This window comes from Xylanibacter ruminicola (genome assembly GCF_900107775.1).
Lineage (GTDB): Bacteria > Bacteroidota > Bacteroidia > Bacteroidales > Bacteroidaceae > Prevotella > Prevotella ruminicola_C.
Map to the genome: position 1 here is coordinate 164,006 of NZ_FNRF01000002.1, position 25,420 is coordinate 189,425.

20 protein-coding genes and 2 pseudogenes are annotated in these 25,420 nt (G+C 48.8%); 15 read left to right on the forward strand and 7 right to left on the reverse strand.

Annotation, left to right across the window (positions count from 1 at the left end; genetic code table 11):
• Positions 1-18 precede the first annotated feature (18 nt).
• Complete coding sequence (locus BLU97_RS04755) at positions 19-1,734, reverse strand: SusD/RagB family nutrient-binding outer membrane lipoprotein (protein WP_175456307.1); 1,716 nt, start codon at positions 1,732-1,734, stop codon at positions 19-21.
• A 30-nt stretch (positions 1,735-1,764) separates the two neighbouring features.
• Complete coding sequence (locus BLU97_RS04760; RefSeq protein WP_074760497.1) at positions 1,765-5,100, reverse strand: SusC/RagA family TonB-linked outer membrane protein; 3,336 nt, start codon at positions 5,098-5,100, stop codon at positions 1,765-1,767.
• A gap of 190 nt (positions 5,101-5,290) precedes the next feature.
• Here BLU97_RS04760 and BLU97_RS04765 point away from each other — a divergent pair, with 190 nt between their 5' ends.
• Both BLU97_RS04765 and BLU97_RS04770 read left to right on the forward strand, forming a co-directional pair.
• Positions 5,291-7,468, forward strand: coding sequence for a GH92 family glycosyl hydrolase (locus BLU97_RS04765; protein ID WP_074760498.1), 2,178 nt, complete (start codon positions 5,291-5,293; stop codon positions 7,466-7,468).
• Positions 7,469-7,473: 5 nt separating this feature from the next.
• Positions 7,474-8,931 (forward strand): glycoside hydrolase family 125 protein, encoded by a 1,458-nt coding sequence (locus tag BLU97_RS04770; RefSeq protein ID WP_074760499.1) that lies wholly within the window; start codon positions 7,474-7,476, stop codon positions 8,929-8,931.
• Between the two features lie 41 nt (positions 8,932-8,972).
• Here BLU97_RS04770 and BLU97_RS04775 read toward each other — a convergent pair whose 3' ends face one another.
• The 3 genes and pseudogenes from BLU97_RS04775 to BLU97_RS04785 form a co-directional block, all read right to left on the reverse strand.
• Positions 8,973-11,225, reverse strand: a complete 2,253-nt coding sequence (locus tag BLU97_RS04775) for a family 20 glycosylhydrolase (protein WP_074760500.1) — start codon at positions 11,223-11,225, stop codon at positions 8,973-8,975.
• Between the two features lie 28 nt (positions 11,226-11,253).
• Positions 11,254-12,861, reverse strand: a complete 1,608-nt coding sequence (locus BLU97_RS04780; RefSeq protein ID WP_074760933.1) for a beta-N-acetylhexosaminidase — start codon at positions 12,859-12,861, stop codon at positions 11,254-11,256.
• Positions 12,862-12,916: 55 nt separating this feature from the next.
• Positions 12,917-14,041, reverse strand: a pseudogene (locus BLU97_RS04785) (PIG-L family deacetylase); the annotation flags it as partial.
• A gap of 125 nt (positions 14,042-14,166) precedes the next feature.
• On the opposite strand from BLU97_RS04785, the gene BLU97_RS04790 reads away from it, so the two are divergent.
• The 10 genes and pseudogenes from BLU97_RS04790 to BLU97_RS16180 all read left to right on the forward strand — a co-directional run bounded on the left by BLU97_RS04790 (position 14,167) and on the right by BLU97_RS16180 (position 21,436).
• Positions 14,167-14,829, forward strand: a complete 663-nt coding sequence (locus BLU97_RS04790) for an epoxyqueuosine reductase QueH (protein ID WP_074760501.1) — start codon at positions 14,167-14,169, stop codon at positions 14,827-14,829.
• Between the two features lie 57 nt (positions 14,830-14,886).
• Positions 14,887-16,248 carry a signal recognition particle protein gene (gene ffh / locus BLU97_RS04795; RefSeq protein WP_013065532.1) on the forward strand — a complete coding sequence of 454 codons (1,362 nt, stop codon included), beginning with the start codon at positions 14,887-14,889 and terminating at the stop codon, positions 16,246-16,248.
• An 11-nt stretch (positions 16,249-16,259) separates the two neighbouring features.
• Entirely contained in the window at positions 16,260-17,138 is an 879-nt protein-coding gene (folD, locus tag BLU97_RS04800; RefSeq protein WP_074760502.1) for a bifunctional methylenetetrahydrofolate dehydrogenase/methenyltetrahydrofolate cyclohydrolase FolD, read from the forward strand.
• Complete coding sequence (locus BLU97_RS04805; RefSeq protein WP_033151136.1) at positions 17,138-17,317, forward strand: tetratricopeptide repeat protein; 180 nt, start codon at positions 17,138-17,140, stop codon at positions 17,315-17,317. The genes folD and BLU97_RS04805 overlap by 1 nt, the downstream gene beginning before the upstream one ends.
• 13 nt (positions 17,318-17,330) lie before the next feature.
• Positions 17,331-17,561, forward strand: a complete 231-nt coding sequence (locus tag BLU97_RS04810) for a ferredoxin family protein (protein WP_028907131.1) — start codon at positions 17,331-17,333, stop codon at positions 17,559-17,561.
• A gap of 3 nt (positions 17,562-17,564) precedes the next feature.
• Complete coding sequence (locus BLU97_RS04815; RefSeq protein ID WP_074760503.1) at positions 17,565-18,644, forward strand: 3-methyl-2-oxobutanoate dehydrogenase subunit VorB; 1,080 nt, start codon at positions 17,565-17,567, stop codon at positions 18,642-18,644.
• A gap of 18 nt (positions 18,645-18,662) precedes the next feature.
• Entirely contained in the window at positions 18,663-19,433 is a 771-nt protein-coding gene (locus BLU97_RS04820; protein WP_028907129.1) for a thiamine pyrophosphate-dependent enzyme, read from the forward strand.
• 77 nt (positions 19,434-19,510) lie between these two features.
• Positions 19,511-20,056, forward strand: a complete 546-nt coding sequence (locus tag BLU97_RS04825; protein ID WP_013063811.1) for a 2-oxoacid:acceptor oxidoreductase family protein — start codon at positions 19,511-19,513, stop codon at positions 20,054-20,056.
• Positions 20,057-20,842: pseudogene (locus BLU97_RS16175) on the forward strand (inositol monophosphatase family protein); the annotation flags it as partial.
• 33 nt (positions 20,843-20,875) lie between these two features.
• Positions 20,876-21,436: an HD domain-containing protein gene (locus BLU97_RS16180; protein ID WP_175456329.1), complete on the forward strand. Its 561-nt coding sequence runs from the start codon at positions 20,876-20,878 to the stop codon at positions 21,434-21,436.
• A 46-nt stretch (positions 21,437-21,482) separates the two neighbouring features.
• Here BLU97_RS16180 and BLU97_RS04835 read toward each other — a convergent pair whose 3' ends face one another.
• On the reverse strand, positions 21,483-21,887 hold the full coding sequence (locus BLU97_RS04835; protein ID WP_074760505.1) for a DUF4890 domain-containing protein: 405 nt from the start codon (positions 21,885-21,887) through the stop codon (positions 21,483-21,485).
• Between the two features lie 196 nt (positions 21,888-22,083).
• Here BLU97_RS04835 and BLU97_RS04840 point away from each other — a divergent pair, with 196 nt between their 5' ends.
• Positions 22,084-22,944 (forward strand): hypothetical protein, encoded by an 861-nt coding sequence (locus BLU97_RS04840; RefSeq protein ID WP_074760506.1) that lies wholly within the window; start codon positions 22,084-22,086, stop codon positions 22,942-22,944.
• Positions 22,945-22,947: 3 nt separating this feature from the next.
• Here the strand turns inward: BLU97_RS04840 and BLU97_RS04845 are convergent, their stop codons facing one another.
• Positions 22,948-23,865, reverse strand: coding sequence for a 2-dehydropantoate 2-reductase (locus BLU97_RS04845; protein ID WP_074760507.1), 918 nt, complete (start codon positions 23,863-23,865; stop codon positions 22,948-22,950).
• Positions 23,866-23,967: 102 nt separating this feature from the next.
• Between BLU97_RS04845 and BLU97_RS04850 the strand changes: the two genes are divergently transcribed.
• Both BLU97_RS04850 and BLU97_RS04855 read left to right on the forward strand, forming a co-directional pair.
• Complete coding sequence (locus BLU97_RS04850; protein WP_139208824.1) at positions 23,968-24,363, forward strand: hypothetical protein; 396 nt, start codon at positions 23,968-23,970, stop codon at positions 24,361-24,363.
• 105 nt (positions 24,364-24,468) lie between these two features.
• On the forward strand, positions 24,469-25,419 hold the full coding sequence (locus BLU97_RS04855; RefSeq protein WP_410543907.1) for a glycoside hydrolase family 43 protein: 951 nt from the start codon (positions 24,469-24,471) through the stop codon (positions 25,417-25,419).
• Position 25,420 lies beyond the last annotated feature (1 nt).

Below are 25,420 nucleotides of genomic sequence, written 5' to 3' on the forward strand. Positions count from 1 at the left end.
AATCTTTTTATCTAACTCTTACTCATAAGGAAGATCGATTACAGTGTACCAGGTTCCGGCACTCTTGGCCCAGAAGAGGTTGTTATACCATTCCTGATTCTTGTTTGACAGACGGTTGATAGCCTCGGTCATATATTCGAGGTTGTTCTGTGTCTCATTAGATGGATAAACGATACGATCCATTGGGCGAGGAATGGTGAAGTTGGGGTCGTTAGAGAAATCGCGGAACTCCAACTTCGGGAAACCGGTACGACGTACCTCGGCATAGCTCTGCTCTTGCTGCAACATTGAGAAGTGGAGCCAGCGCTGGTTGCAGATTGCCTCAAGCTTATCGGTTGCATTTGTCCAAAGTGCATCGATGTATGCTGTAGCATCAGGCTGAGGAACAGCTGTACGGAACTTCGACTTAGCGTTCTCTGCATAGTAGAAATCTACAGAAGCCTGAACACCCTGCTTGAAGTATGTTTCTGCACTACCGGTGATGTAGCCACGCTGAGCAGCTTCTGCCAGTGTCAGCAACATTTCTGCCTTAGTCATGATTGGGTGCATAAAGTAAGCATTGTTGATGAAGGTTGCTGAGTCAACAACGGTAAACCAGCGATATGTTTCTTCCTTCTTCCAACCCTCATAGTACTGATCCGAGAATGTCTGATGATAATCCAGAATATGAACGGTACCTGCATTTGAAGCGTCGAACATCACTGCTGCACGTGGATCGGCACCTTCTACATGGATATCAGTATCGTGATTCATCTTTGAACCCTCTGGCAGATTAAGCATCTCTGCCATCTTGAATGAAAGACGAGAATACTGACAGGCCCATTCGTTCCAGCCACCGCCCCAGTTCATACCATTACCATCATTATAGCTGAAAGCTACAATTGAAGGATCAGCAAAACCGGTTGCGCAGTCCTGTGCATCAGAAGCAACTGTGTTGGCAATTTCTTTAAGAACTGCCTGACCTGTTGATGCAAGTTCTCCCTGAGTTGAAACACGGAGAGCCATACGAGCACGAAGACCAATAGCGTAAGATGCCCACTTGCTTACATCACCACCAAAGAGGATGTCCTGGCTTGCAAATGAAGAAGGAGCTGTAGCACCCTTAATACGGCTGTAAAGAGTTGCCAGACCATCGAAAGCTTGAGATTCACCCTTAACGTCGGTCAATGTTGCACCATTCAGCATCATCTCGTACAATGTCTTGGCATCGTCATAAGATGCTTTACTGTCTGCGATATTTGCAGAAATCTGAATGTTACAAGCATTTACAAATGGAATATCACCCCATAGGTCAACAGCCTTCTCAAGCTGATCGTACATCCATACAGTTGCACAGTCCATATAGAGCTGATTGGCAGTCTGCTCAGCAGCTGACAGGTTGTTAAATGTATAGCGCATCAGCTTATACTGTGCCAGATCTTCATAGAAATTTGTCCAACGATCGTTGCCATAGCTTACGTATGAACCAGTTCCCTCATAATCTACGTCAGCAGAGAAGTGGCTTGATACCTGAGAATAGGCACCAATCTGTGGAAGCTCGAATGTGCAGAGACCCCAATAGGTCTGCATACCGTATGTACGGCCTGTCCATACGACTCCAGTAAACAATTTGTCGCAAGACACGGTTGTTGTCTTTGAAGGGTCGTTGTATTTCTCAGTGTATGCCTCATCAGAGCAAGCTGTGAAGGCCATAGCACCAACAATGCCCAATGCGAATAATGATATCTTTTTCATTGTCATATTCTTCTTTTGTTAGTAATGTGATTAGAACTTAGCACGCAGTGAGAAACCGAAACTACGGCTTGCTGCAGAAGAGTTACCTGCAACGGCCTGTCCAATCCAGTTTGTACCATCACCAGACTCTGCATCCATTTCCTTCAAATTCTTGAAGATATAGAATGGGTTACGTGCGAATACAGATACTGTCAGGCTCTGGCATCCAAATGACTTAAGGATCTCCTTTGGAAGCATATAACCGATTGACAGCTCACGAAGCTTCAGGTAAGAGTTGTCCTGAATAGCATCCTCGTATGAGTTGTGTGTACTAGCACCCCAACCGTATGAGTTCTTGTAGTAGATACCTGCAGGAATAATCTTTGTGTTAGGTGTACCATCGGCCTTAACACCCTCAACAATCATACCATCATTGAACTGGGTGTATCCTGCAGGAGCTGTACCAGCAATAATTGTACCTGAAGAGCTGATTTTGTTGTCCTCGTAGTAGTAGGGCAGACCACCGTGACCTTCACGACCAGGAAGAGTAGATTTCAGGATACCAGTCTCCATAGCATACTGCCAGTACTGGTTGAGTACATCACCACCAATACGGAAGTCGAATGTAGCATCCATGAACAGCTGCTTCCAACGGAGGTTAGCTGAGAAACCACCTACACCCTTAGGCATGGCGTTACCAACCTTTGAAAGTTCTGTGTCGCGGATAGGCAGACCATCGTCGCCGATAATCTTGCGTCCCTGGTCATCGCGCTTGTATTTGTATACATACCAATCACCCATAGGCTGGCCCTCATAAGAGTACAAGTAAGCAGAGTTATCGAATGCGCGGTGCTGAATATTGTCAAGACCATCCATCAGCTTGGTAACCTTATTGGTGTTGAAGGCAATGTTAGCACGCAGGTCTAACTGCCAATCCTTAGTCTGGATAGGTGTACCATAAACTGCGATTTCAAGACCGTGGTTCTTCAACTCACCAATGTTCAGCATGATAGAGTTACCACCTGCAGTTCTTGGCAGTGAAATAGGAAGAATCTGATCCTTTACAGTGTTGCTGTAGTAAGAGATTTCGAAACCGGCACGGTTCTTCAAGAACTTAGCTTCGAGACCGAGTTCAAACTCATACTTCTTCTCTGGCTTCAGAGACAGGTTTCCTAATGAAGTACCAATGGTGTTGTAGAGGTAAGAACCGATCTGTGACTGGTTGTACAGTACGTTTGCTCTATAAACTTCAGGAGCGTTACCTACGATACCATAAGATGCACGAATCTTACCATAGTCCCACCAACCTGGTCTCTTGTCCTTCAACAGCTCAGTTACAATAGCACTGGCGTTTACTGAAGGATAGGTGAAGCTGTTATAGTCAGGAGCCAATGTAGAAATCTTCTCGTTACGGAGTGTTCCTTCTACATATGCCCAATTGTCGTAACCGTAGCTCAGGGTTCCGAACCAAGCGGTACGCAATGAACTAATATCTGTCTGGCTAGCATTTGGAGTCAAGTTAGAAGCTGCCAGGTTGAACCAGTTTGTAACAGAAAGACCACCATTAGTAGAAACTGTTGATGCAAATGTCTTCTCCTGACGACCAGACCAACCAACGTTTGCTGTAATGTTATGCTTCTCGGCGAAGGTCTTATCAAACATCAGCATCACATCACCATAGTAAGTCTCATACTTACGATTCATCAGTGAATAACTACCAAGATCACTGTTATTTGTTGTGTAACCAATAGCACGCTTGGCATTGTTGCGGTTCTCAATATCCTCTGCTGTCATATCGGTTGCGATACGGCCACGGAGTGTCAAACCAGGAATAATCTCCCAAGAAGGTGTCACACCGGCAATGAAGCGGTTGTGATTTTCTTCCTGCATCTGACCCAGAATTTTCCAAAGATATTCTGACATCAAAGCAGCAGTACCAGGACCATATATCAGATTCTCATCTGGAGTCTCTGATTGTCCGTCACCAGTGCTATAGATAAATCCCTTTGATGTAACGGTCTTGTCAATCATCAGAGCAACGTCGTCGAACGAACCAATCATACCACCATAGTTCAGAGTGATACGGCTGATACGATATGCACGGTTCTTAATGTTCTGACGGAGATACTGAGCAGAGAAGTCGAGTTTTACATTCTTCAGGATGTTCAGAGTTCCGTTCAATGAGAAGTTGTGCTTGCCGTTGCTTGAGTTGCGCTGCATGGCATCAACGTGATTGAAGGTGTAGCCGAAACGAACATTACCCCATTCACCAGCCTTTGTTACAGCAACATTGTACTGCTGGCTCATACCTGTGCGGAACAAGGTTGTCCAAGGGTTGCTACCCAAACCGTTGTAAGCGCGCTGCTTGCCATCCCAATAATAAACCTGGCTACCATCGTATTTTGGTCCCCAGTAGTTATTGGTTGCCTCTACAGTTTTATACTTCTGTCCATTATACTCCTGCTCAACAAAACCGCCTGTTGCAATCTGGTAGTCGTTTACGTTACCACGATAGCCCCATGAGCCAGGACCGAATTCGTTCTGGAGGTCAGGCATGTATGCAGCCTTTTCCCAGTTCAGGTTTGTACCAAACTCAACACCTACGCCCTGCTGACCCTGACCGGTCTTAGTAGTAATAACTACAACACCGTTAGCGGCCTCAGAACCATAAAGTGCAGAAGCGGCAGCACCTTTCAGAATTGATACGCTCTCAATGTCTTCGGGGTTGATATCAACCAAACCGTTTGACTCAATACGCTCGTTTTGCCAGTAGTCAACCTGTGTATTGGCATCACCATTACGGATGGGCACACCATCCAGAATAATCAGAGGCTGTGTGGTTCCTGTAATAGATGACATACCACGTACGTTAATAGATACTGAAGATGTACCACCACCAGGAGCGGTCTGAATACGTACACCAGCAGCCTTTCCGTACATAGCTGAAGCAAAGGTAGGAGAACCCACCTTAGTCAGTTCCTCAGCACCTACAGTACTTACTGAGTAACCAAGTTTCTTGGCATCTTTCTTGATACCCATGGCTGTTACAACCACTTCGTTAAGGGTAGTAGCCTCTTCCTCAAGTACGATACTGAGGAATTTTCCTGCCTCTGCCTTTACTTGTTTTGAAGCAAAGCCAATGTAGCTAATGTTCAAAGTAGCTCCATTGCGGCAATTAATGGTGAAATCACCATCATAGTTAGTAACCGTTCCGGTCTGGGTTCCCTCTGCCTTAACGGTGGCACCAATAACAGGTTCACCCTTTTGGTCAGTGACATTTCCCTTAACCGTAACATTCTGTGCATTGACAACTGCTGCAAAAAGCAGACAGATAGCCATCATACACACTCTCAGATGAGAGCTAAGAAAACTTTTTTCCTTTTTCATGTTGTTGGTTTTAATTAATTGAATAGTAATTATAGTTGTAAAAACGGTGCAAATCTAAACATAATTATACAAACTAACAAGACTTTTAGGTTAATTTAGGTTAAATTCATATAATAATCTTGCATTTTGTTCTGTTATCGTACACTATTTTATAATTTTGTAAACGAATTGCTAATATACCTATTAAATTATGAAATGCTTTAATAAATTTATTCTGGCGTTGACCATGACTGCAGTGTCTGGTCAGGTTATGGCGGCAGATGCTTGCCAACACAAAAATGAGTTTACTAATTATGTTAATCCCTGGATTGGTACCGGTGGTCACGGTCACGTATTCCTAGGAGCAAATGTACCCTTTGGCGTGGTACAGCTCGGACCAACAGAGCACACCCACGGATGGGACTGGTGTTCGGGTTATCATATCAGCGATTCGGTACTGGTAGGTTTTGGTCATACCCACCTGAGTGGTACGGGTATCGGCGATCTGGGTGATATCGGCTTCCTGCCAGTGGCTCATTGCTGTGCTACCGAGACTAAGTTCTCGCATGCCAACGAGTCGGTACGTCCTGGCTACTATGCCATCCGTTTGCAGGAACCTAATGTGTTTGTTGAGCTCACTGCAACTAAACGCGTTGGTTTCCACCGTTATACATTCGGTGCCGACAATCATAAAGGTATGCTGCGTATCGATTTGCGACAGGGTACCGGTTGGGACAACTGGCGTAAGAGTGGTTTCACGGTTGAGAGTCCTACCATGGTTACTGGCTTCCGTCAGTCATCAGGCTGGGCCCGTAATCAGCATGTGTTCTTTGCTGCCGAGTTCTCAACGCCTGTGAAAGTGAAGAAGCAGGTAGGCGACTCTATCATGGTGCTTACCTTCGAGGATATCTCAAAGCCAGTGATGGTAAAATGTGCCATCTCGGCAGTAAGTGTCGAGGATGCCAAGGCTAACCTCAAGGCTGAACTGCCCGGTTGGGACTTCAAGGCTACCGTTGCAGCTGCCAATCAGGCCTGGAACGACGAGCTGGGTAAGATTGATGTAGATACCGACGATGAGACCGTACGTACCATTTTCTATACAGCTCTTTATCACACCATGACTGCACCATCGGTATTCAGCGATGTTACTGGCAACTACCGAGGTGCCGATGGTAAGGTGCACCATGGCGACTTTACCAACTATACCACTTTCTCGCTCTGGGATACCTATCGTGCAGCTCATCCTTTGATGACACTGATTCATCCTGAGAAACAGAAGGATATGGCTGCCACCTTCCTGCACATCTTCGAGCAGCAGGGCAAGCTGCCTGTATGGCACCTGATGGGTAACGAGACCGACTGTATGGTGGGTAACCCTGGTGCTGCTGTGCTGGCCGATATGGTGCTGAAAGGTTTTGTTGCCGATAAGGAGGCTGCCTTTAATGCCATGAAGACATCGGCTATGCTCGATGAGCGTAGCATGGATCTGCTCAAAAAGTATGGCTATCTGCCTTACGATAAGGATTCTACTTTCCAGACTGTGGCTAAGGGCTTGGAGTATGCCCTGGCTGACGACTGTATCGCTAAGGTTGCTAAGCTGTTGGGTAAGAAGGCTGATTACAAGTACTTCTACAACCGCAGCCGTGGTTACAAGCATTATTTCGATCGCAAGACGTTGTTTATGCGTGGTCGCGGTAGCGATGGCAGTTTCCACGAGCCATTCAATCCGTTTAAAAGTGTGCATACCGCCGACGACTATACCGAGGGTAACGCCTGGCAGTACACCTGGCTGGTACCTCACGATGTACACGGACTGGTTAGTCTGTTCCCCAGTGAGAAGCGTTTTGTCGAGAAGTTAGATTCTCTTTTCATCGTCAGTGGCGATATGGGTGCCGAGGCTTCGCCCGATATCTCTGGTTTGATTGGACAGTATGCTCATGGCAACGAGCCTAGTCACCACATATTATATATGTATAACTACGTAGGTCAGCCTTGGAAGGCAGCCAAGTTGCTGCGTCAGACTATGAGCGAACTCTACTTCAACGATTTCGACGGACTGTCGGGTAACGAGGATGTAGGTCAGATGTCGGCTTGGTATGTCATGTCGGCATTAGGTCTGTATCAGGTAGAGCCTGCAGGTGGCAAATACATCATTGGCAGTCCACTCTTCAACGAGGCTAAGGTTAACGTAGGTGGCGGTAAGACCTTCACTGTCAAGGCTAACAACAACAGCAAGGAGAATATCTACGTGCAGAGTGCCAAGTTGAACGGCAAGCCTTATGCTAAGTCGTATCTGATGTTCCAGGATATCGTGAAGGGTGGTGTACTCGAACTCGAGATGGGCAACCAGCCTTCTGCTTGGGGTACTCAGACCAAGAACCGTCCTTAAGGCTTATGCGTAAAAGTTTGATAGTGTGGTGCTGCATGCTGTCTCTATCGGCGGCGGCGCAGGAAAACGCTGAGGTAAGTATCAGTAACCGATACACCTCTGTAGTTTCCGACAATACTAAGGTGTATCCTTCCAAACGTCCACCGGTTGCCGAGCGCCTCTTTACGTCGGATGCCGTAGAGGCTAAGATCCGCGAGGTGCAGAAACTGCTTAGTGGTAATCCGCGTTTGGCATGGATGTTTGCCAACTGCTTTCCAAACACCTTGGAATCTACCGTACATTACCGTGTGGTAGATGGCGAGGATGATACCTTTGTATATACTGGCGATATCCCTGCCATGTGGCTGCGCGATTCTGGGGCTCAGGTATGGCCTTATGTGCAGTTGTGTGCTAAGGATAAGAAACTCAGAAAGATGCTGCGTGGTGTGATCCTGCGACAGCTGAAGTGTATTAATATAGATAGGTATGCGAATGCCTTCAACGATGGTCCTACAGGTGCCGGTTGGCAGAAGGATGTGACCAAGATGACCAAGGAGGTTTTTGAGCGCAAGTACGAGATCGACTCACTGTGCTATCCTGTTCGCCTGGCTTATTGGTATTGGCTGGTAACAGGCGATGCCACTATCTTTGGCGACATCTGGTTGCAGGCAGTTGATAACATCGTAAAAACCTTCCGCGAGCAGCAGCGTAAGGATGGACATGGTCCATACCAATTCTTCCGTATGACCGATCGTACTTACGATACCGTAGGTTGGAATGGCTATGGCGCCCCTGTAAAGCCTGTTGGTCTGATAGCTTCGGTGTTCCGTCCTTCCGACGATCGCACCTCATTGCCTTTCCTGGTGCCTTCTAACTTCATGGCAGTGTCATCACTTAAAAAGATGGCCGAGATTTTGACCAAGGTTAACGCCCAGACTGAGAAAGCCGCCGAGTGCCAGGTATTAGCACAAGAAGTAGAAACCGCCCTGAAGAAGTATGCGGTGGTTAATCATCCTAAGTATGGAAAGATTTATGCCTACGAGGTGGATGGTTTTGGCAATCAGTTGCTGATGGACGATGCCAACGTACCCAGCTTGTTGGGTATGGGGTATTTAGGCGATGTGCCGATGGACGATCCTATCTATCAGAACACCCGCCGTTTTGTATGGAGCGAGGATAACCCCTGGTTCTTCCGTGGTAAGGCAGGCGAGGGTATAGGCGGTCCGCATATCGGCTACGATATGGTATGGCCTATGTCTATTATGATGAAGTGCTTTACCGCAACCGATGACGACGAGATCCGCTGGTGCATGCGAACCTTGTTAGCTACCGATGCAGGTACAGGTTTTATACACGAGAGTTTTAATAAGGATGATGCCAACAATTACACCCGTCCGTGGTTTGCTTGGCAGAACACGCTCTTTGGTGAGTTGGTATTAAAGTTCATTGCCGATGGCAAAACGGATTTATTGAATAATCTATAAAAAAGAATCCCGCTTCAAACAAACTGAAGCGGGATTTCTTTTTATTTAAAGTAGATGTCGGCTGGTTGCATCTTTTGGCCTTTGGTATCAAATACCCAGAGGCGTAGCATACCACCGTTGCTATCAAAATAGCGAACCTCTATCTTGTGCAGACCGGCTTTCAGTGCCTGCTGACTTACTTCCTCATGAGGACTCTGTGGACGGTCGTTATCAACCACCATGTTGCCATCAATCTTCAGCCAGCTACCGTCGTCGCTCATCAGCGAGAAGGTATAAACACCATCTTCGGGCACACGCAGGTAACCGGTCATAATCAGTCCGATGTTACCCTTTACACCCTCGGGAATCACTACGTCGTTAGCTGCATAGTTGCCGTTGAATGGGGCCTTGTGGATTTCGCGACATTTCTCACCGCGATAGTTGTACCAGGCAGCGTTCAAGCCCTGTGTCAGCTGGCTGGCATCTGCCTTTACAGGCTCCAGTAATCCCTGCTTCAGGAAGTCGGCCTTGATCATCTCACCAGCCTGTCCGTTAGGCGCAAAGGTGCGCAAGGTGAAGTGAGTGGTCTCGTCGATCTTTACAGGACCGTTATACAACTGCGAGTTCTTGTTTGGGAAACTGCCGTCGGTAGTATAGCGTACGGTTGCCAATGGGTCGGCACAAGTTACAGCCATGGTACCCTCGTTGGTGAATGCATTCACGCGATAGATGCCATCCAGACTTGGTGTGCGGAAAGGCACGTTGAGCTTGTGGAGCATGGCAAACTGCTTGGGCAGACGACTATAGAACTGGTCGTAGTCCTTCAGTTCGGGCTTGGTCCATGCCAATTCTGAGAGTGCCAGGATGCGTGGGAAATACTGAAACAACAGGCGCTCGCGGGTGGGGATATACTCGCACCACATGTTACCCTGCACGCCAATCACGTGCTGCTTCTGCTTGGCGTTCATGCCTTTCAGCATCTCCTTGTCGTATTCGTAGATGCTACGCATGCTGGTCTTCTCCTCGGCCTGTGACAGATACATGGGCGAACCGGGACAGAAGATCACGTCGTTGCCCTGTGCTGTTACCTGACTTGGTGCATCGGGCACCCAGGTGCGCCACCAGGTTACGGTAGCAGTCTTCGAGAGTCCACCCTCCAGGATTTCGTCCCAGCCCATCATCTTCTTACCGTTCTTGTTGATGAAAGCCTCCATCTGATGGATAAACCACGACTGCAGTTCCTCCTCGTTCTTCAGATGGTTTTCTTTGATGCGCTTCTGACAGTCGGGACATTCCTTCCAGGTATCCTTACGTACCTCGTCGCCACCTACATGTACATACTCATAAGGGAACAACTTGAAAATCTCGCTCCAGATATCCTTGCAGAAATCCAGCACCTTCTGCTTACCGGGACAGAGTGGGGTAGTAAAGTACTGGCCCCAGCCGATGGTGGGGAAGCACGACAGTCCCTCGTAGTTCTCGATGGCACTCAGGAAATGACCTGGCATGTCAATCTCGGGCACAATCTCGATACCACGCTGCTTGGCATAAGCCACCACGTCGCGAATCTGATCCTGTGTGTAATAGCCACCATACAGGGTGTCGCCATGCTCCACACGGGTATTCTTCTTTGGTATCAGCAGGTTGGGATTGTCATCGCGGGCAGCCAGCTGCATGCAGGCGGTGTCCTGGTTGTTGTAGATACGCCAGGCACCCTTCTCGGTCAGCAGTGGGTACTTCTCAATCTCGATACGCCAGCCCTGATCGTCGGTCAGATGCCAGTGGAATCGGTTCAACTTGTACAGCGCCATCAGGTCGATAATCTCCTTCACCTCATCGACAGTAAAGAAGTGGCGCGATACATCCAGATGGAATCCGCGCCAGTTAAAGCGTGGAGCATCGGTAACCGCAACTGCAGGGATAGCTGCTTTGCCGTCGTTCTGCAGCAGCAACTGGTTCAAGGTGGCAATGGCCGACAGGGTTCCGCTGTAGTTAGCAGCGTTGATGTCGATACCGTTGGCCTTTACACTCAGCTGATAGCCATCCTTGGCTATACCTTTTTGGGTAGTCAGTCGGATGTCGCCCTGCTTGCCGGCAACCAGTGTGGCGTTTACCTTTGCATAGCGCTGCAGACATACCTGCAGGTACTCAGCAGCAGGCTTCAGTGCTGCCGATGAGTAGGCAATGGTAGTGCCTGGTGCTAGGTTAAACTCGCCTGTGCCAACAGTTACTTTCTGTGGTGCAGGTACCAAGTTAACCTGAGCCTGGATGCCCAGACTCAGGATACTAAATAGCAGTAAAATGATTTTCTTCATAAAAGTGTTGGTAGATGTTTTGAATTTGTTAGAATTGCCAGCGACTGGGCAGCTGACGCTCAGGCCACAGATGCTTGGCATATTTGTAGTTGTAGAACTCGAACAGCTTGGTGAATCGTGTCAAGCGCTCCTTAAAGGCGTCGTAGTTCTTCAGTTCGGGCTGTGTCCACTGTACCTCCGACAGGGCCGACATACGTGGCAGGGCCTGATATTCAACCAGTCCCTCGGTCAGCAGATACTCAGCCCAGAGGTTTGCCTGTGCACCCAGGATGTGCTTCTTGGCTTCGGCCGAGAACGACTCGGGAGCAGGCTCCAGCGAATATACTTTCTCTACAGGGATGAATCCACCGCAACGCGAAGGTTCGAAACGTGCATCTTCCGACTGCAGATAGTCGAAATAGCAGTGCGATGTTGGTGTCATCACCACATCGTGTCCGGCCTCGGCAGCCTTGGCACCAGGCTCGCTACCGCGCCACGACATAATCATGGCATCCTGTGGACAGCCATCCAGAATCTCATCCCAACCCAGGGCACGGCGCTGATGGGCTGTCAGGAAGTCGAATACCTTCTGTGTGAAGTGTGCCTGCAACTGTTCCTTTTTCAAACCGAGAGCCTGACACTTGGGGCAAGCCTCCCATTTCACGGTTGGGGTCTCGTCGCCACCGATATGGATTACTTCCGAAGGGAAGATGTCCATAATCTCAGCCAGCACTCCCTCAACGAAGTCGTACACTTTGGGATTACCCACGCACAGCACATCGGTGTAAACGCCCCAGTAGTGCCCCACCTCGTACGGACCGCCTGTGCAACCCAGTTCGGGATAGCAAGCCAGTGCAGCCAGCATGTGTCCGGGCATGTCAATCTCGGGGATGATAGTGATGTGGCGCTCCTGAGCATATTTTACAATGTCGCGAGCCTCCTGCTGGGTGTAGAAACCACCGTGGGGAATGCCATCGTCCAAATCGGAGTTGGTGCCGAGAATCGTACCCGAACGCTGCGAACCGATTGTGGTAAGCTTAGGATACTTCTTAATCTCGATACGCCAGCCCTGGTCGTCGGTCAGATGCCAGTGGAAGATGTTCATGTTGTGCATGGCCAACAGGTCGATGAACTTCTTTACGAAATCCACGCTCCAGAAGTGGCGCGAGCAGTCGAGGTGCATGCCGCGATAGCCAAAGCGTGGTGCATCGGTAATCGTTGCGGCAGGTAGACTTCCTCCTTTATGCTTACCGCACTTGCAGGCGATAGGCAGTGATTTGCGCAGGGTCTGGATACCATAGAACACACCAGCAGCAGTACCACCCTGGATGGTAACACCCTTCTGGTTGATGTTCATTACATAACCCTCCTTGGCAGTCACCTTAGGCGATACGGCCAGTTCGATGTAGCGCACTTTCTTGGCACGCTTGTTCACGATGCTCAGGTCGATCTTGGTTAGTTCTGTGATGTACTGCTTCAGGAATTCTGCCTCGTTCTGCAATTCGGCAGGAGCCAGTATCTGCACGTTACCGTCAAGTTCGAAGGCAGCGCCTTTCGCCATCTGGATGGATTGTGGCAATGGAACCACGTTGTAGTTGGCAGGTCCGTCAGCTGTAGCTGTGGTCGAACCTAAAGAGATGAGTGCTGTAAACACCATTCCTTTAAAATACTTGTTAATAGTCTTCATATTGTTATTCAGTTTGGATCGTTGTCTAGAATTTGTATTCCACGAAAGCCTCCATGGCCTCGTAGCAAGCCAGTCCAAGGTTGTCGTAGCGCTTGGCTGTTTCGCGGTTGCGATCCTCGGCACGCTGCCAGAACAGGCGCTCGTCGTTACCCAGGAATGGGGCACTCTCCATCTGGCTTTGGTGGCGCAGGATGGCATTTCGCTTCTCGCGCAGCTCCTCAGGACTCATAGGTACGCACATCTCGATATCGGCTACATCCCATTCAGCCCAGGCACCACGGTACATCCATACGCGGCAGTCCTTCAGCCACTCGGCGCCAGCCTTCTTGCTTTCGTCGATGGCAGCCAGCACAGCATCGGTACACTTACGGTGTGTGCCGTGTGGGTCGGCCAGGTCGGCAGCCACGTAAATCTGGTGTGGCTGAATCTCGTTAATCAGCTCGATGATGGGTGTAACGTCGGCCTCGGTCATAGGCAGTTTTTCAATCTTACCGCTCTCGTAGAAAGGCAGGTCGAGGAAGTGGATATGCTTACTGTCGATACCGCTGTACTCGCAAGCCAAACGGGCCTCGCCACGACGAATCAGACCCTTCAGACGCAGAATCTGCTCGTTGTCCAGATCACCTGGCTTCTTACCTTTGATAAAGGCCTTTACTGCCTGGTATGAGTGCTTAATCACTTCGTCGCTACCATTGGCAAAAATGGTATTAAAACCATTGATGAAGTGCATGAAACGGCGTACCTCTTCGTCGCCTACAGCAATATTACCAGATGTTTCGTAAGCCACGTGTACATCGTGATGCTGCTGCATCAGTCGGCGAATGGTTCCACCCATCGAAATTACATCGTCGTCGGGGTGGGGCGAGAATACAATCACACGCTTGGGGTAGGGTTTTGCGCGCTCGGGACGGGTGCTATCATCTACATTGGGTTTGCCGCCTGGCCATCCAGTGATGGTATGCTGCAACTCGTTAAATACTTCGATGTTAACTAGACCGGCCTGTCCGTCAAACTGCTCAACCAGGTGGCCCAGTCCATTCTCAACATAGTCCTTGGTAGAAAGCTTAAGCAGTGGCTTTTCTACCTTTTCACACAGCTCAATTACCTGACGTCTAAGCTCGTGGTTAGGCATCTTAATACTGTTAGTTAGATTTAAATTCATCATTGTTATATTAATGTAGTAAAGTAAAATTTTTCCGCGAAATTACACATTTTGCGCGAAATAAACGCATATTTTATGAAGATTAACAATAATATTGTGTAATTTTGCACCCGATGAAACAACCAGCTATACAGAAACCCGAAGATATCTGCGAGGTACTGCTGCACGCATGCTGCGCGCCTTGCTCGTCGGCCATCGTCGAATGGATGATGGCTAATGGTATTCGACCTGTGATTTATTATTTTAATCCAAATATCTGGCCCCGAGAGGAATACGAGATTCGTAAACAGGAGAGTAAGCGTCATGCTGAGAGCTTAGGACTGCGATGGATTGATGGCGATTATAACCACGATGAGTGGTTGGGTGGCGTATGCGGACTGGAGGCTGAGCCCGAACGCGGGCGCCGTTGCGAACGCTGTTTTACATTGCGCCTGATTGCCGCTGCCAAGCAGGCCAAGGCGTTAGGTATTAAGTATTTTACCACCACGCTGGCATCGAGCCGTTGGAAGAATCTGGACCAGATAAACCAAGCCGGCCTGGCAGCAGAGCAAATGGTCAATGCTCAATGTTCCGCTCCAGCTCTGCTGGCTTGCAAGGCAAGAATGTTCAATGAAGTAAAATTCTGGGCGCAGAACTGGCGTAAGGGTGGTTTGTACGAACGTCGCAACCAACTGCTGAAGGAGTATCAGTTCTATAATCAGCAGTATTGCGGCTGCGAGTTCAGCATGCGGCCAAAATCAACAGAAATAAAAGAAAATGTAAAAAACGACGAGTAAAATTTGGGTGTGTCGTTTTTTTATTGTAACTTTGCGCCCTAAAAATAGATTAGTAATATGTTTGAGAATTTAAGTGATAGACTAGAACGCTCGTTTAAGATACTGAAGGGTGAGGGTAAAATCACCGAGATTAACGTAGCCGAAACGCTGAAAGATGTACGTCGTGCCTTGTTGGATGCCGACGTAAACTATAAGGTAGCCAAGAGCTTTACCGATACCGTTAAGCAGAAAGCTTTAGGTATGAACGTGCTCACAGCCGTTAAGCCTAGTCAGCTGATGGTGAAGATTGTTCACGATGAGCTGGCCGAGCTGATGGGTGGTAAGGCAGCCGAGCTGAAGATAGAGGGTCGTGCCGGTGCACCTGCCATCATTCTGATGTCGGGTCTGCAGGGTTCGGGTAAGACCACCTTCAGTGGTAAGCTGGCCAAGATGCTGAAGGAGCGCAACCACAAGAAGCCTTTGCTGGTAGCCTGCGATGTGTACCGTCCTGCTGCTATCGAGCAGCTCAAGGTGGTGGGCGAGACTGTAGGTGTTCCCGTATATTCCGAGCCTGATAATAAAAATGTGGTAGAGATTGCCAACCACGCTATCCAGGAGGCCAAGTCGAAGGCCAACGACGTGGTAATCATCGATACCGCCGGTCGTCTGGCTGTCGACGAGGAGATGATGCAGGAGATCGAGACCCTGAAGAAGGCCGTTAATCCTAACGAGACGCTGTTCGTAGTTGATTCAATGACCGGTCAGGATGCCGTTAACACCGCCAAGGAATTCAACGATCGTCTGGATTTCGATGGTGTGATCCTTACCAAGCTCGATGGTGACACCCGTGGTGGTGCTGCCCTTTCAATCCGCACCGTAGTTACCAAGCCTATTAAGTTTGTAGGTACGGGCGAAAAGATGGAGGCTATCGATGTGTTCTATCCCGAGCGTATGGCCGACCGTATCCTCGGTATGGGTGATATCGTTTCTCTGGTTGAGCGTGCCCAGCAGCAGTTCGACGAGGAGGAAGCCAAGAAACTTGAAAAGAAAATCCGCAAGAATAAGTTCGACTTCGACGACTTCATGGGTCAGATACAGCAGATCAAGAAGATGGGTAACATCAAGGATTTGGCTGCTATGATTCCTGGCGTTGGCAAGCAGATTAAGGATCTGGATATCGACGATAATGCCTTTAAGGGTATCGAGGCTATCATCAACTCGATGACACCAAAGGAGCGCGCCAATCCCGATATCATCAATCCAAGCCGTCGCCGTCGCATCGCAGCCGGTTCGGGTACCAAATTGGACGATGTGAACCGACTGATGAAACAGTTCGAGCAGACTCGTAAGATGATGAAGATGGTTACCGGCCTCAATTCATCGAAAATGGCTCAGATGGCTGCAGCTATGAAGATGCGAGGTGGTATGCCCAAGTTCTAAATACAACACATATGCAACTGATTGATGGAAAAGCAACAGCGGCGGCTATCAAGGCCGAAATCGCTGAGGAGGTAAAAGAGATTGTTGCCCAAGGAGGCAAACAACCCCATCTGGCTGCCGTCTTGGTGGGTCACGATGGGGGATCGGAGACTTATGTAAAAAATAAGGTGCTGGCCTGCGAGGCTTGTGGCTTTAAGAGTACGCTCATCCGTTTCGAGGATAATATCTCGGAGGATGAGCTTTTATGTTGCGTTGATAAGCTCAACAAGGACAACGATGTAGATGGCTTCATCGTGCAGTTGCCCTTGCCAAAGCATATCGATGAGCAGAAGATTATCGAGGCAATCGACTACCGTAAGGATGTCGACGGTTTCCACCCCATTAACGTGGGTCGTATGGCTATCGGATTGCCTTGCTTCATCTCGGCCACACCTCTTGGAATCATCACCCTGCTTAAGCGCTATGGTATCGAAACCAGTGGTAAGAAGTGTGTCATCCTGGGTCGTTCAAACATCGTAGGTAAGCCTATGGCTCAGCTGATGATGCAGAAGCAGTATGGCGACGCTACCGTTACCGTATGCCACTCGCGTTCTAAAACCCTGAAGGAGGAGTGCCGTGCCGCCGATATCATTATCGCCGCCATCGGTCAGCCCGACTTCGTTACCGCCGATATGGTGAAGGAGGGTGCTGTGATTGTGGATGTAGGTACCACCCGCGTGCCCGATGTCACCCGTAAGAGCGGATTCCGTCTGAATGGCGACGTGAAGTTCGACGAGGTTGCACCTAAGTGCTCGTATATTACACCTGTTCCTGGTGGCGTAGGTCCCATGACCATCTGTTCGCTCATGAAGAACACCTTAGCCGCAGGCAAAAAAGAGTACTATAAGTAATGACAGCCGAAGAGTATTACCAGCAAGGCAATGAGGCCCGCAAGCGCGGTCAGTGGCACGAGGCTATCAACAGCTATATCCAGGCTATTGAGCTTGATCCTGAGAGTCCCGCTGTGGAAGCCAAGCGTATGCTCGACGACATCATGGCTTTCTATTGTAAAGATATGTATAATCCATAAACAAATACTGAATATGGCAAAAATGAAAGGCGCTATTGAGGTGAATACCGAGAGGTGTAAGGGATGCAGCCTCTGCATCGTTGCTTGCCCTCAGAAGGTTATCGCCCTTGCCAACAAAGTTAATCTGCACGGCTACCCCTACGTGGAGGCTGTCAACGAAGAGGCCTGCGTGGGCTGTGCTTCGTGTGGCATCGTCTGCCCCGATGGTTGTATCACCGTGTATCGTAAAAAAGTGGAGGAGTAAAAGATGGAAAAGGAAGTTGTATTGATGAAAGGCAACGAGGCTATTGCCCACGCTGCTATTCGTTGCGGATGCGACGGCTATTTCGGCTATCCTATTACTCCGCAGAGTGAAGTGATCGAGACATTGGCTGAGCTGAAGCCTTGGGAGACTACCGGTATGCAGGTAGTTCAGGCCGAGAGCGAGCTGGCCAGTATCTACATGGTTTATGGTGCTGCCGGTGCCGGTAAGCGTGCCATGACCTCATCTTCGTCTCCTGGTATCGCACTGATGCAGGAGGGAATCACTTACATGGCTGGTGCCGAGGTGCCGGGTGTGTTTGTCAATGTTCAGCGTGGAGGTCCCGGTCTGGGTACCATCCAGCCATCGCAGGGCGACTATTTCCAGGCTACCCGTGGTGGTGGTAACGGCGACTACAAGGTTATCGTTCTGGCTCCATCGTCAGTTCAGGAGATGGCCGATTTCGTAGATCTCGCTTTCGAGTTGGCATTTAAGTATCGTAACCCAGCCATGATTCTGAGCGATGGTGTTATCGGTCAGATGATGGAGAAGGTGGTTCTGCCCCCATTCAAGCCCCGTCGTACCGACGAGGAGGTGATTAAGGAGTGTCCTTGGGCTTCAACTGGTAAGCCAAAGAACCGCGAGCGTGTGGTCATCACATCACTCGAGCTTAAGCCTGAGATCATGGAGCAGCGCAACCTGGCTCTGCAGGAGAAGTATCGCAAGATTCAGGAGAACGAGGTACGCTTTGAGCAGCAGCAGATGGACGATGCCGAGTATGCTATCGTAGCATTCGGTAGTGCCGCCCGTATTGCTGAGAAGAGCGTAGAGATTGCCCGTGAGCAGGGTATCAAGGTAGGTCTGTTCCGTCCTATCACACTGTTCCCATTCCCCGAGAAGCAGATTGCCGAGCTTTCAAAGAAGGTAAAGGGTATCCTGGTAGCCGAGATCAATGCTGGTCAGATGGTACAGGATGTTCGTCTGGCTGCCAACGGCGCAGTTCCCGTAGAGCAGTTCGGTCGCCTGGGAGGTATCGTTCCTGATCCCGAGGAAATCGTAGAGGCTTTGAAGAAATTGATAAAATAAACACAAGGCAATATCATTATGGATAGAAATCAAATAGTTCAACCAGAGAACATCGTCTGCAAGAAGCCGACGCTGATGAACGACAACAATATGCACTATTGCCCAGGCTGTAGCCACGGCGTGGTACATAAGCTCATTGCCGAAGTCATCGAAGAGATGGGTATGGAAGACAAGACCGTAGGTGTATCGCCTGTAGGTTGTGCTGTCTTCGCCTACAATTATATTGATATCGACTGGCAGGAGGCTGCCCATGGTCGTGCACCCGCACTGGCCACTGGTATCAAGCGCACCTGGCCCGATCGCCTGGTATTTACCTATCAGGGCGATGGCGACCTGGCTTGTATCGGTACCTGCGAAACCATCCACGCACTGAACCGTGGCGAGAACATCGTGATTATCTTCGTTAACAATGCCATTTATGGTATGACGGGTGGTCAGATGGCTCCAACCACACTGATTGGTCAGAAAACCTCTACCTGTCCTTATGGTCGTGATCCTGAGATTCACGGTTATCCTTTGAAGATGGCCGATATCGCTGCTCAGCTCGAGGGTACCTGCTATGTTACCCGTCAGAGTGTAGAGAGCGTGGCCTCTATCAACAAGGCAAAGAAGGCTCTGCGTAAGGCATTCGAGGCTTCGATGGCTGGTAAGGGTTCATCGCTGGTAGAGTTTGTTTCAACCTGTAACAGCGGTTGGAAGCTTTCGCCCGCTAAGGCTAACGAATGGATGAAGGAGAATATGTTCCCCTTCTATCCCAAAGGTGACTTAAAAGATACGACAAATAAATAATGAATTATCGTGCAAACCGAATGCAGAGAGTTTACTCTTTGCTGAGGTACAGCCGATGATGCATAAAACGTAGTTTTATGAAAAAGGAAATAATCATATCTGGTTTCGGAGGTCAGGGCGTGCTCTCAATGGGTAAGATTCTGGCCTATAGTGGACTGATGGAGGATAAGGAGGTAACATGGATGCCTGCTTACGGTCCTGAGCAGCGTGGTGGTACAGCCAACGTTACTGTGATTGTTAGCGACGAGCGCATCTCTTCGCCTATCCTCAGTAAGTACGACATCGCTGTGGTACTCAATCAGCCCTCACTCGAGAAGTTTGAGCCCAAAATCAAGCCCGGTGGCATTCTGATTTACGATGGCTTTGGTATCATCAACAAGCCAACCCGTAAGGATATCACCGTTTACGAGATCAATGCGATGGACAAGGCTGCCGAGATGAAAAACGGTAAGGTGTTCAACATGATCGTTTTGGGTGGACTCTTAAAGGTAGCCCCTGTGGTAAGCGACAAGGGTGTAGAGAAGGCTCTCTACAAAACTCTGCCTGAGCGCCACCACGGACTGATTCCTCTGAATATGGAAGCCCTGAAAGAGGGTGCTAAGATTATCCAGGAAATCAAATAAATGGAGTTAAGACAATTAACAAGCGCCGTCTGCCAGATTGCTAGGCAGGCGGGCGCTTACATTAGGAACGAACGAAGCAAGTTCTCGTTAGAGAGCGTGGAGCGCAAGCATGCACACGACTACGTGTCGTATGTCGACAAGGGCTCCGAGCAACTGATTGTAACCGCACTGCGCCAGTTACTACCCGAGGCAGGTTTTATTACCGAGGAAGGTTTGGCTGGTCACGATCAGGAGCAGCTTTTATGGGTGGTAGATCCGCTTGATGGTACCACCAATTTTATTCATCAATATGCACCTTACGCCGTTAGCATTGCACTTTTGCAAGGCCACGAGGTATTGTTAGGTGTGGTTTACGAGGTTTGTCACGACGAGTGTTTTTACGCTTGGCAGGGTGGGGGTGCCTATATGGACGGCCAACTGCTGCACGTAAGTACACAGAAAATAAATGATGCTTTGCTCTGCTTGCAACTGCCTTATAACAGCGATGCTTATAAGCCCGTTATCAAGCGCTTAATCGATGAGCTTTACGGTCATGTAGGTAGCATCCGCATGTGCGGTTCGGCTGCCATGGCATTGTGCTATGTGGCTGCAGGCCGATACGACGGTTATGCCGAGCAGTACATCGGTCAGTGGGATTTCATGGCTGGTGCATTGATTGTAAAAGAGGCAGGCGGCACCGTAACCAATTACGAAGGCGAGACCGACTTTACCCAAGGCAACAGTGTGGTAGCTACCAATGGCATCATTCAGAGTGATTTGCTGAAGCATCTCACCAACGAGAAACCTCACGACAAGAAAAAGCAAACCATCGATTCAAGCATGGTTGATCGTGCTATCTGTTTTGCTACCAAAGCCCATTCGGGTGTGGTTCGTAAGGGTACTAAAATACCTTACATTGCGCATCCTCTCGAGGCGATGGCTATCGTGGGTTCTATTACCGACGATCAGGAACTGTTGGCAGCAGCCGTACTGCACGATGTGGTTGAGGATGCCGGCGTAAATGTGGCCGATATCCGCACCGAGTTCGGCGACCGTGTAGCAGCTCTGGTTGATTCCGAGACCGACAGCGAGGTGCCCGGCATGAGTCATATCGATAGCTGGCAGATACGCAAACAGGCTGCTATCGATCATCTCGCAGCAGCCAGTCGCGATGTTAAGATTGTGGCGCTTGGCGATAAACTGTCAAACATGCGTGCCATGCTCCTTCATTATCATGAGCAGGGCGAGCAGGTATGGCAGCGCTTTAATCAGAAAGATCCAGCGTGCCACGCCTGGTATTATCGCCAATTGGTAAAAAGTCTCTCGTCGCTCAGCGACACCGATGCTTTCCAGGAATTCGCAGCTCTGGTAGATCAGGTATTCTCAAAATACGAAAAATAATTATAAAAGCGGGCTTGTTTGATAACAGGCTCGCTTTTATATTTGTTTATTCTTTCTTTCCCGGTCGCTTACCGTGTGGCGGCTGCATTTTCTGGTAATTTTTGTACTGCTCGTCGGTAAGAATCTGCTTCAGCTTCTTCTCGTACTCCTGTCGCTTAGCCATGTGCTTGCTGTCGGGTTTCTTTGGCATAGCCTTGTCGCCATTCTTTGGTGGCTCAGGTCTGCTGCCATCGACATTCTTAGGTGGCTCGGGTGGCATCAGTATATCCTGATACTCCTTGTTCAGCGCAGCCACTTTGGCTTTCTGTGCATCGTTCAGCTTCAGTTTACTGGTCATCTGGGTTGTCATCTCCTGATGCGTCATCTTCTTGGGAGCCTTACGGTCCGATGGCTGAGCCATTGCTGAAGTCATAGTCAGCAGGGCCACCATCATTACAAAAATCTTCTTCATTGTCTCTAAGTTTTTATAATTGTTATTACTATCAATATCGCCGATGTTGTATTTCGACGCTGCAAAGATAGTAATATGCTCAATACCAGCAAAATAATTTCAGCCAACCTGCATTTTTCTTCAGCAAGCACTTGTATGTTTCAAAATAAAGTACTATCTTTGCCGCCAAATATTAATATTAACCATATTACAACGTATGAGAAAATTGCTGCTAATGGCCCTCTGTCTGGTTTTTGGACTGGAAACTTGGGCACAGGATGAGAGAAATGCCCGTGTAGTGGTAGGTATGAACAATCTTACCTACACGGTGAAAAAGACAAAGACACTTGAAAAGGTACTGGATGTACTGCTGACAGGTGAGGTTTCGAAGGATCAGTCGAAGTATCAGGATGCCGTTAGGGCTGCTATCCTGAAGGGAATATCGCAGTCGCACCGCATGTCGGCTATCGACGGACAGCTATCGGCTCAAGAGGCTGCACTCCCAGGCGCACGCTATGTAGATGCTACTGTATCTACCTTATCGACCACATCTAAAACCGAAACAGAGTATATCGACAAGGAGAAGAAAAAGACCCGCACCAAGACCTATTACAAGGCTCTGATTGGTATCACCATGCAGTTTAAGAGCGCAAAGACCGACGAGATTCTGGCCAGTCCTACGTTCAACGTAACCGAAACCGACTTGTCTTGGATTGAGACCGAAGACGGTGCTATGCTGAAGGCCCTTGACCGTCTTTCATATTATGTAAACAGATACTGCAACCGCTGGCTGCCTTTGCGCGCTAACGTACTGGAGGGTGCTCGCGACAAGAAGGACAAACAGAAGGAAGTGTATATCGACCTGGGCAGTGCCGAGGGTGCTTACAAGGGTCTGCACATGGGTGTATATACCGTAAAGACCGTTGCCGGTAAGGAGGCCAAGAAGCAGATTGGCAAGCTGAAGATCGAGGAAGTTCAGGGCGACGACATCAGTCTGTGTAAGGTGCAGAGTGGTGGCCGCGACATCAAATCAGCTCTCGACAACGGCGATACACTCGTTATCGAGACTACTGATTAGTTTTCAGCTATTCAGCTGGGCTTCTATAAACTTTAATTCGGCTTCGAGCATGGCTAGTTTCGGCATCTCGAAGCCGACTTTCTTTGCTTCTGCTATTGGGCGCGAATAGAGATATTCAATCTCCATGGGACGATGATAGTCGAAATCAAGTTTCATCGACGGACTATAGGGTACCATCTCGTCGGTCATCTGCATCATCTTATCAGCAAATTCAGATGTCAGGGTGTTTACACCTAAAGCATTAGCGGCGCCAATCACCTCCATCATCTGGTCGTATATCAGCTGGCGTGTGGCTGGGTTCTTCAACAGCTTGTCGGTACTGGTGTTCAGGGCTACCGTCATACCGTTAAATGGCATGTTCCATACAGCCTTCTTCCATCGTGCTTCCAGATATGGTACCTCGGCAGCTTGGATGCCGGCATCTGTCATATCCTGCAACAGCACCTCGAACTTTTCCTGCTGGCACGAGTAGTTACCCAGATTAATGCTACCATAGCACTGATGCGAAACATGACCTGGACCAACCTTGGCCGAACATATAAATGCCAAGCCAGCCACAATCTGCAGGCCTGGGAACTCTTTCTGCATATCATCCTCCAGTCCTATACCATTTTGTATAAGTATTACAATCGAATTCTGGTGTACGATAGGGCGTAGTAGCTCTGGTAATACATCGTGGTTTTTAACCGATTTCAATCCTACGATGATCACATCTGTCTTTGGCATATCCTTCTGAGTAGCGTAGGCATTAATATGTGGAAGATAGAAATCGCCGTCGCACGAATCTACTCGCAATCCATTCTGTAACACATATTGATAGTCACTATGTGAGAGGAAATATACCTCACGTCCTGCCTTTGCCAAACGTCCGCCATAATAGCCTCCGATGGCTCCCATACCTATTATCGAATAACTTAACATGCTGATACTTTTTAATTAAATCCGTGCAAAGGTAAACAAAAATCTGTAAATCCTTGTAAATTCCAAAACAAAATTGTACATTTGCCCTCAAAATATACGTGTATGATATCAGCAAAAGGATTCTTTACATCTTTAATAGCGCTATTGTTGGTGACTCCTGTTGCAGGCTTGGCACAGAGCTTAACAGCCGAGATGCATCATGTCGACTCTGTGATGGTGGAGTTGCAGGCGAAGTACGATCCGTATCATTTGCTGCGTATCGAATCCGAGCATCAACAGTCGTTGCTTGTTAATCGCTATGGCCATCTTAAAGCCAATCCCAATGCCCTCAAAATTCCAGGAGTGGTATGGGTGCCTGAGCAGAAAGGATTATTTGAAGATCAGGAAGAGCGCCAGAAACTGTATGGAGATTACTCCTTTGGCGATGCCATCCTCGACACCACACTTGACATTATCTCCGACATCTTCAGCCCCAAAAGAAAAACCAAGAAGAAATAATCTTATGTACCATCTGTATATCGTGGTATGCATCTGGTATATTGACTAATAATATTTTGTATGAAAAGAGTATTTCTCAGTATTGTCGCTTTGATGTGTCTGACAATGGTTCAGGCTCAGCCGCGGGCCTTTAAGGTTCGCAGTAATATACCAACCGACTCCATCCGTTTGAGCGATCCCGCCATCCTGGCAGACCAGAAAACCAAGATGTACTACATGACGGGTACTGGCGGTATGATGTGGCGTAGTGCAGATTTAAAACTGTGGGAGGGACCATTTCGCGTTACCGAGTTCGATGCCAACTCATGGATGGGCGCACATCCTATGATATGGGCTGCCGAGCTGCACCAGACGGGCGATGGCTTTTATTACTATTTTGCTACGTTCACTAATCAGGCTGTAAAGATTGATACCGTTCGTGGCAATGTTATCGAGCGCCGTGCCAGTCAGGTGTTACGTGCCGATAACCCTATGGGACCATATCGTGCTTTTGGCGATGCCACCTATCTACCTGCCAATCGTCCTACACTTGATGGTACGTTTTGGCGTGATACCGATGGTAAACCATATATGGTGTTCTGTGGCGAGTGGCTGCAGAATTGGAACGGCACCATCGAGAAGATTGAATTAAAGCCCGACCTGAGTGGTACCATAGGTGATCCTAAGTTGTTGTTCCGTGCCAGCGATTCGCCCTGGAGTCGCGAGAAAGACGAACAGGGCAACATCACCTGGAATAAAGTGACCGATGGTCCATGGCTTTTCCGCACCGGTACTGGTCGTCTTGGTATGCTGTGGACATCGTGGGTATATGATGTTTATACCCAGGGTGTGGCTTATTCGGCTAGTGGCACCCTTGATGGCCCATGGATTCAGGAGCCCGAGCCCATCACACCTCCCACTTACGGTCACAGTATGCTGTTCCAGCGTTTCGATGGCCAGTGGATGATGTCGGTTCATAGTCATGCTAAAGATGCCCAAGGCCGTACCGTCCGCATTCCCCATTTCTTCGAAGTAGATCTCTCCGGCGATAAGCTCGTGGTAAAAAATTCAGATTGAT

Coding starts and splice junctions, on each gene's coding strand:
- BLU97_RS04755 (WP_175456307.1), bottom strand. CDS start 1,734: ATGAAAAAGATATCATTATTCGCATTGGGCATTGTTGGTGCTATGGCC.
- BLU97_RS04760 (WP_074760497.1), bottom strand. CDS start 5,100: ATGAAAAAGGAAAAAAGTTTTCTTAGCTCTCATCTGAGAGTGTGTATG.
- BLU97_RS04765 (WP_074760498.1), top strand. CDS start 5,291: ATGAAATGCTTTAATAAATTTATTCTGGCGTTGACCATGACTGCAGTG.
- BLU97_RS04770 (WP_074760499.1), top strand. CDS start 7,474: ATGCGTAAAAGTTTGATAGTGTGGTGCTGCATGCTGTCTCTATCGGCG.
- BLU97_RS04775 (WP_074760500.1), bottom strand. CDS start 11,225: ATGAAGAAAATCATTTTACTGCTATTTAGTATCCTGAGTCTGGGCATC.
- BLU97_RS04780 (WP_074760933.1), bottom strand. CDS start 12,861: ATGGTGTTTACAGCACTCATCTCTTTAGGTTCGACCACAGCTACAGCT.
- BLU97_RS04790 (WP_074760501.1), top strand. CDS start 14,167: ATGAAACAACCAGCTATACAGAAACCCGAAGATATCTGCGAGGTACTG.
- ffh (WP_013065532.1), top strand. CDS start 14,887: ATGTTTGAGAATTTAAGTGATAGACTAGAACGCTCGTTTAAGATACTG.
- folD (WP_074760502.1), top strand. CDS start 16,260: ATGCAACTGATTGATGGAAAAGCAACAGCGGCGGCTATCAAGGCCGAA.
- BLU97_RS04805 (WP_033151136.1), top strand. CDS start 17,138: ATGACAGCCGAAGAGTATTACCAGCAAGGCAATGAGGCCCGCAAGCGC.
- BLU97_RS04810 (WP_028907131.1), top strand. CDS start 17,331: ATGGCAAAAATGAAAGGCGCTATTGAGGTGAATACCGAGAGGTGTAAG.
- BLU97_RS04815 (WP_074760503.1), top strand. CDS start 17,565: ATGGAAAAGGAAGTTGTATTGATGAAAGGCAACGAGGCTATTGCCCAC.
- BLU97_RS04820 (WP_028907129.1), top strand. CDS start 18,663: ATGGATAGAAATCAAATAGTTCAACCAGAGAACATCGTCTGCAAGAAG.
- BLU97_RS04825 (WP_013063811.1), top strand. CDS start 19,511: ATGAAAAAGGAAATAATCATATCTGGTTTCGGAGGTCAGGGCGTGCTC.
- BLU97_RS16180 (WP_175456329.1), top strand. CDS start 20,876: ATGGTTGATCGTGCTATCTGTTTTGCTACCAAAGCCCATTCGGGTGTG.
- BLU97_RS04835 (WP_074760505.1), bottom strand. CDS start 21,887: ATGAAGAAGATTTTTGTAATGATGGTGGCCCTGCTGACTATGACTTCA.
- BLU97_RS04840 (WP_074760506.1), top strand. CDS start 22,084: ATGAGAAAATTGCTGCTAATGGCCCTCTGTCTGGTTTTTGGACTGGAA.
- BLU97_RS04845 (WP_074760507.1), bottom strand. CDS start 23,865: ATGTTAAGTTATTCGATAATAGGTATGGGAGCCATCGGAGGCTATTAT.
- BLU97_RS04850 (WP_139208824.1), top strand. CDS start 23,968: ATGATATCAGCAAAAGGATTCTTTACATCTTTAATAGCGCTATTGTTG.
- BLU97_RS04855 (WP_410543907.1), top strand. CDS start 24,469: ATGGTTCAGGCTCAGCCGCGGGCCTTTAAGGTTCGCAGTAATATACCA.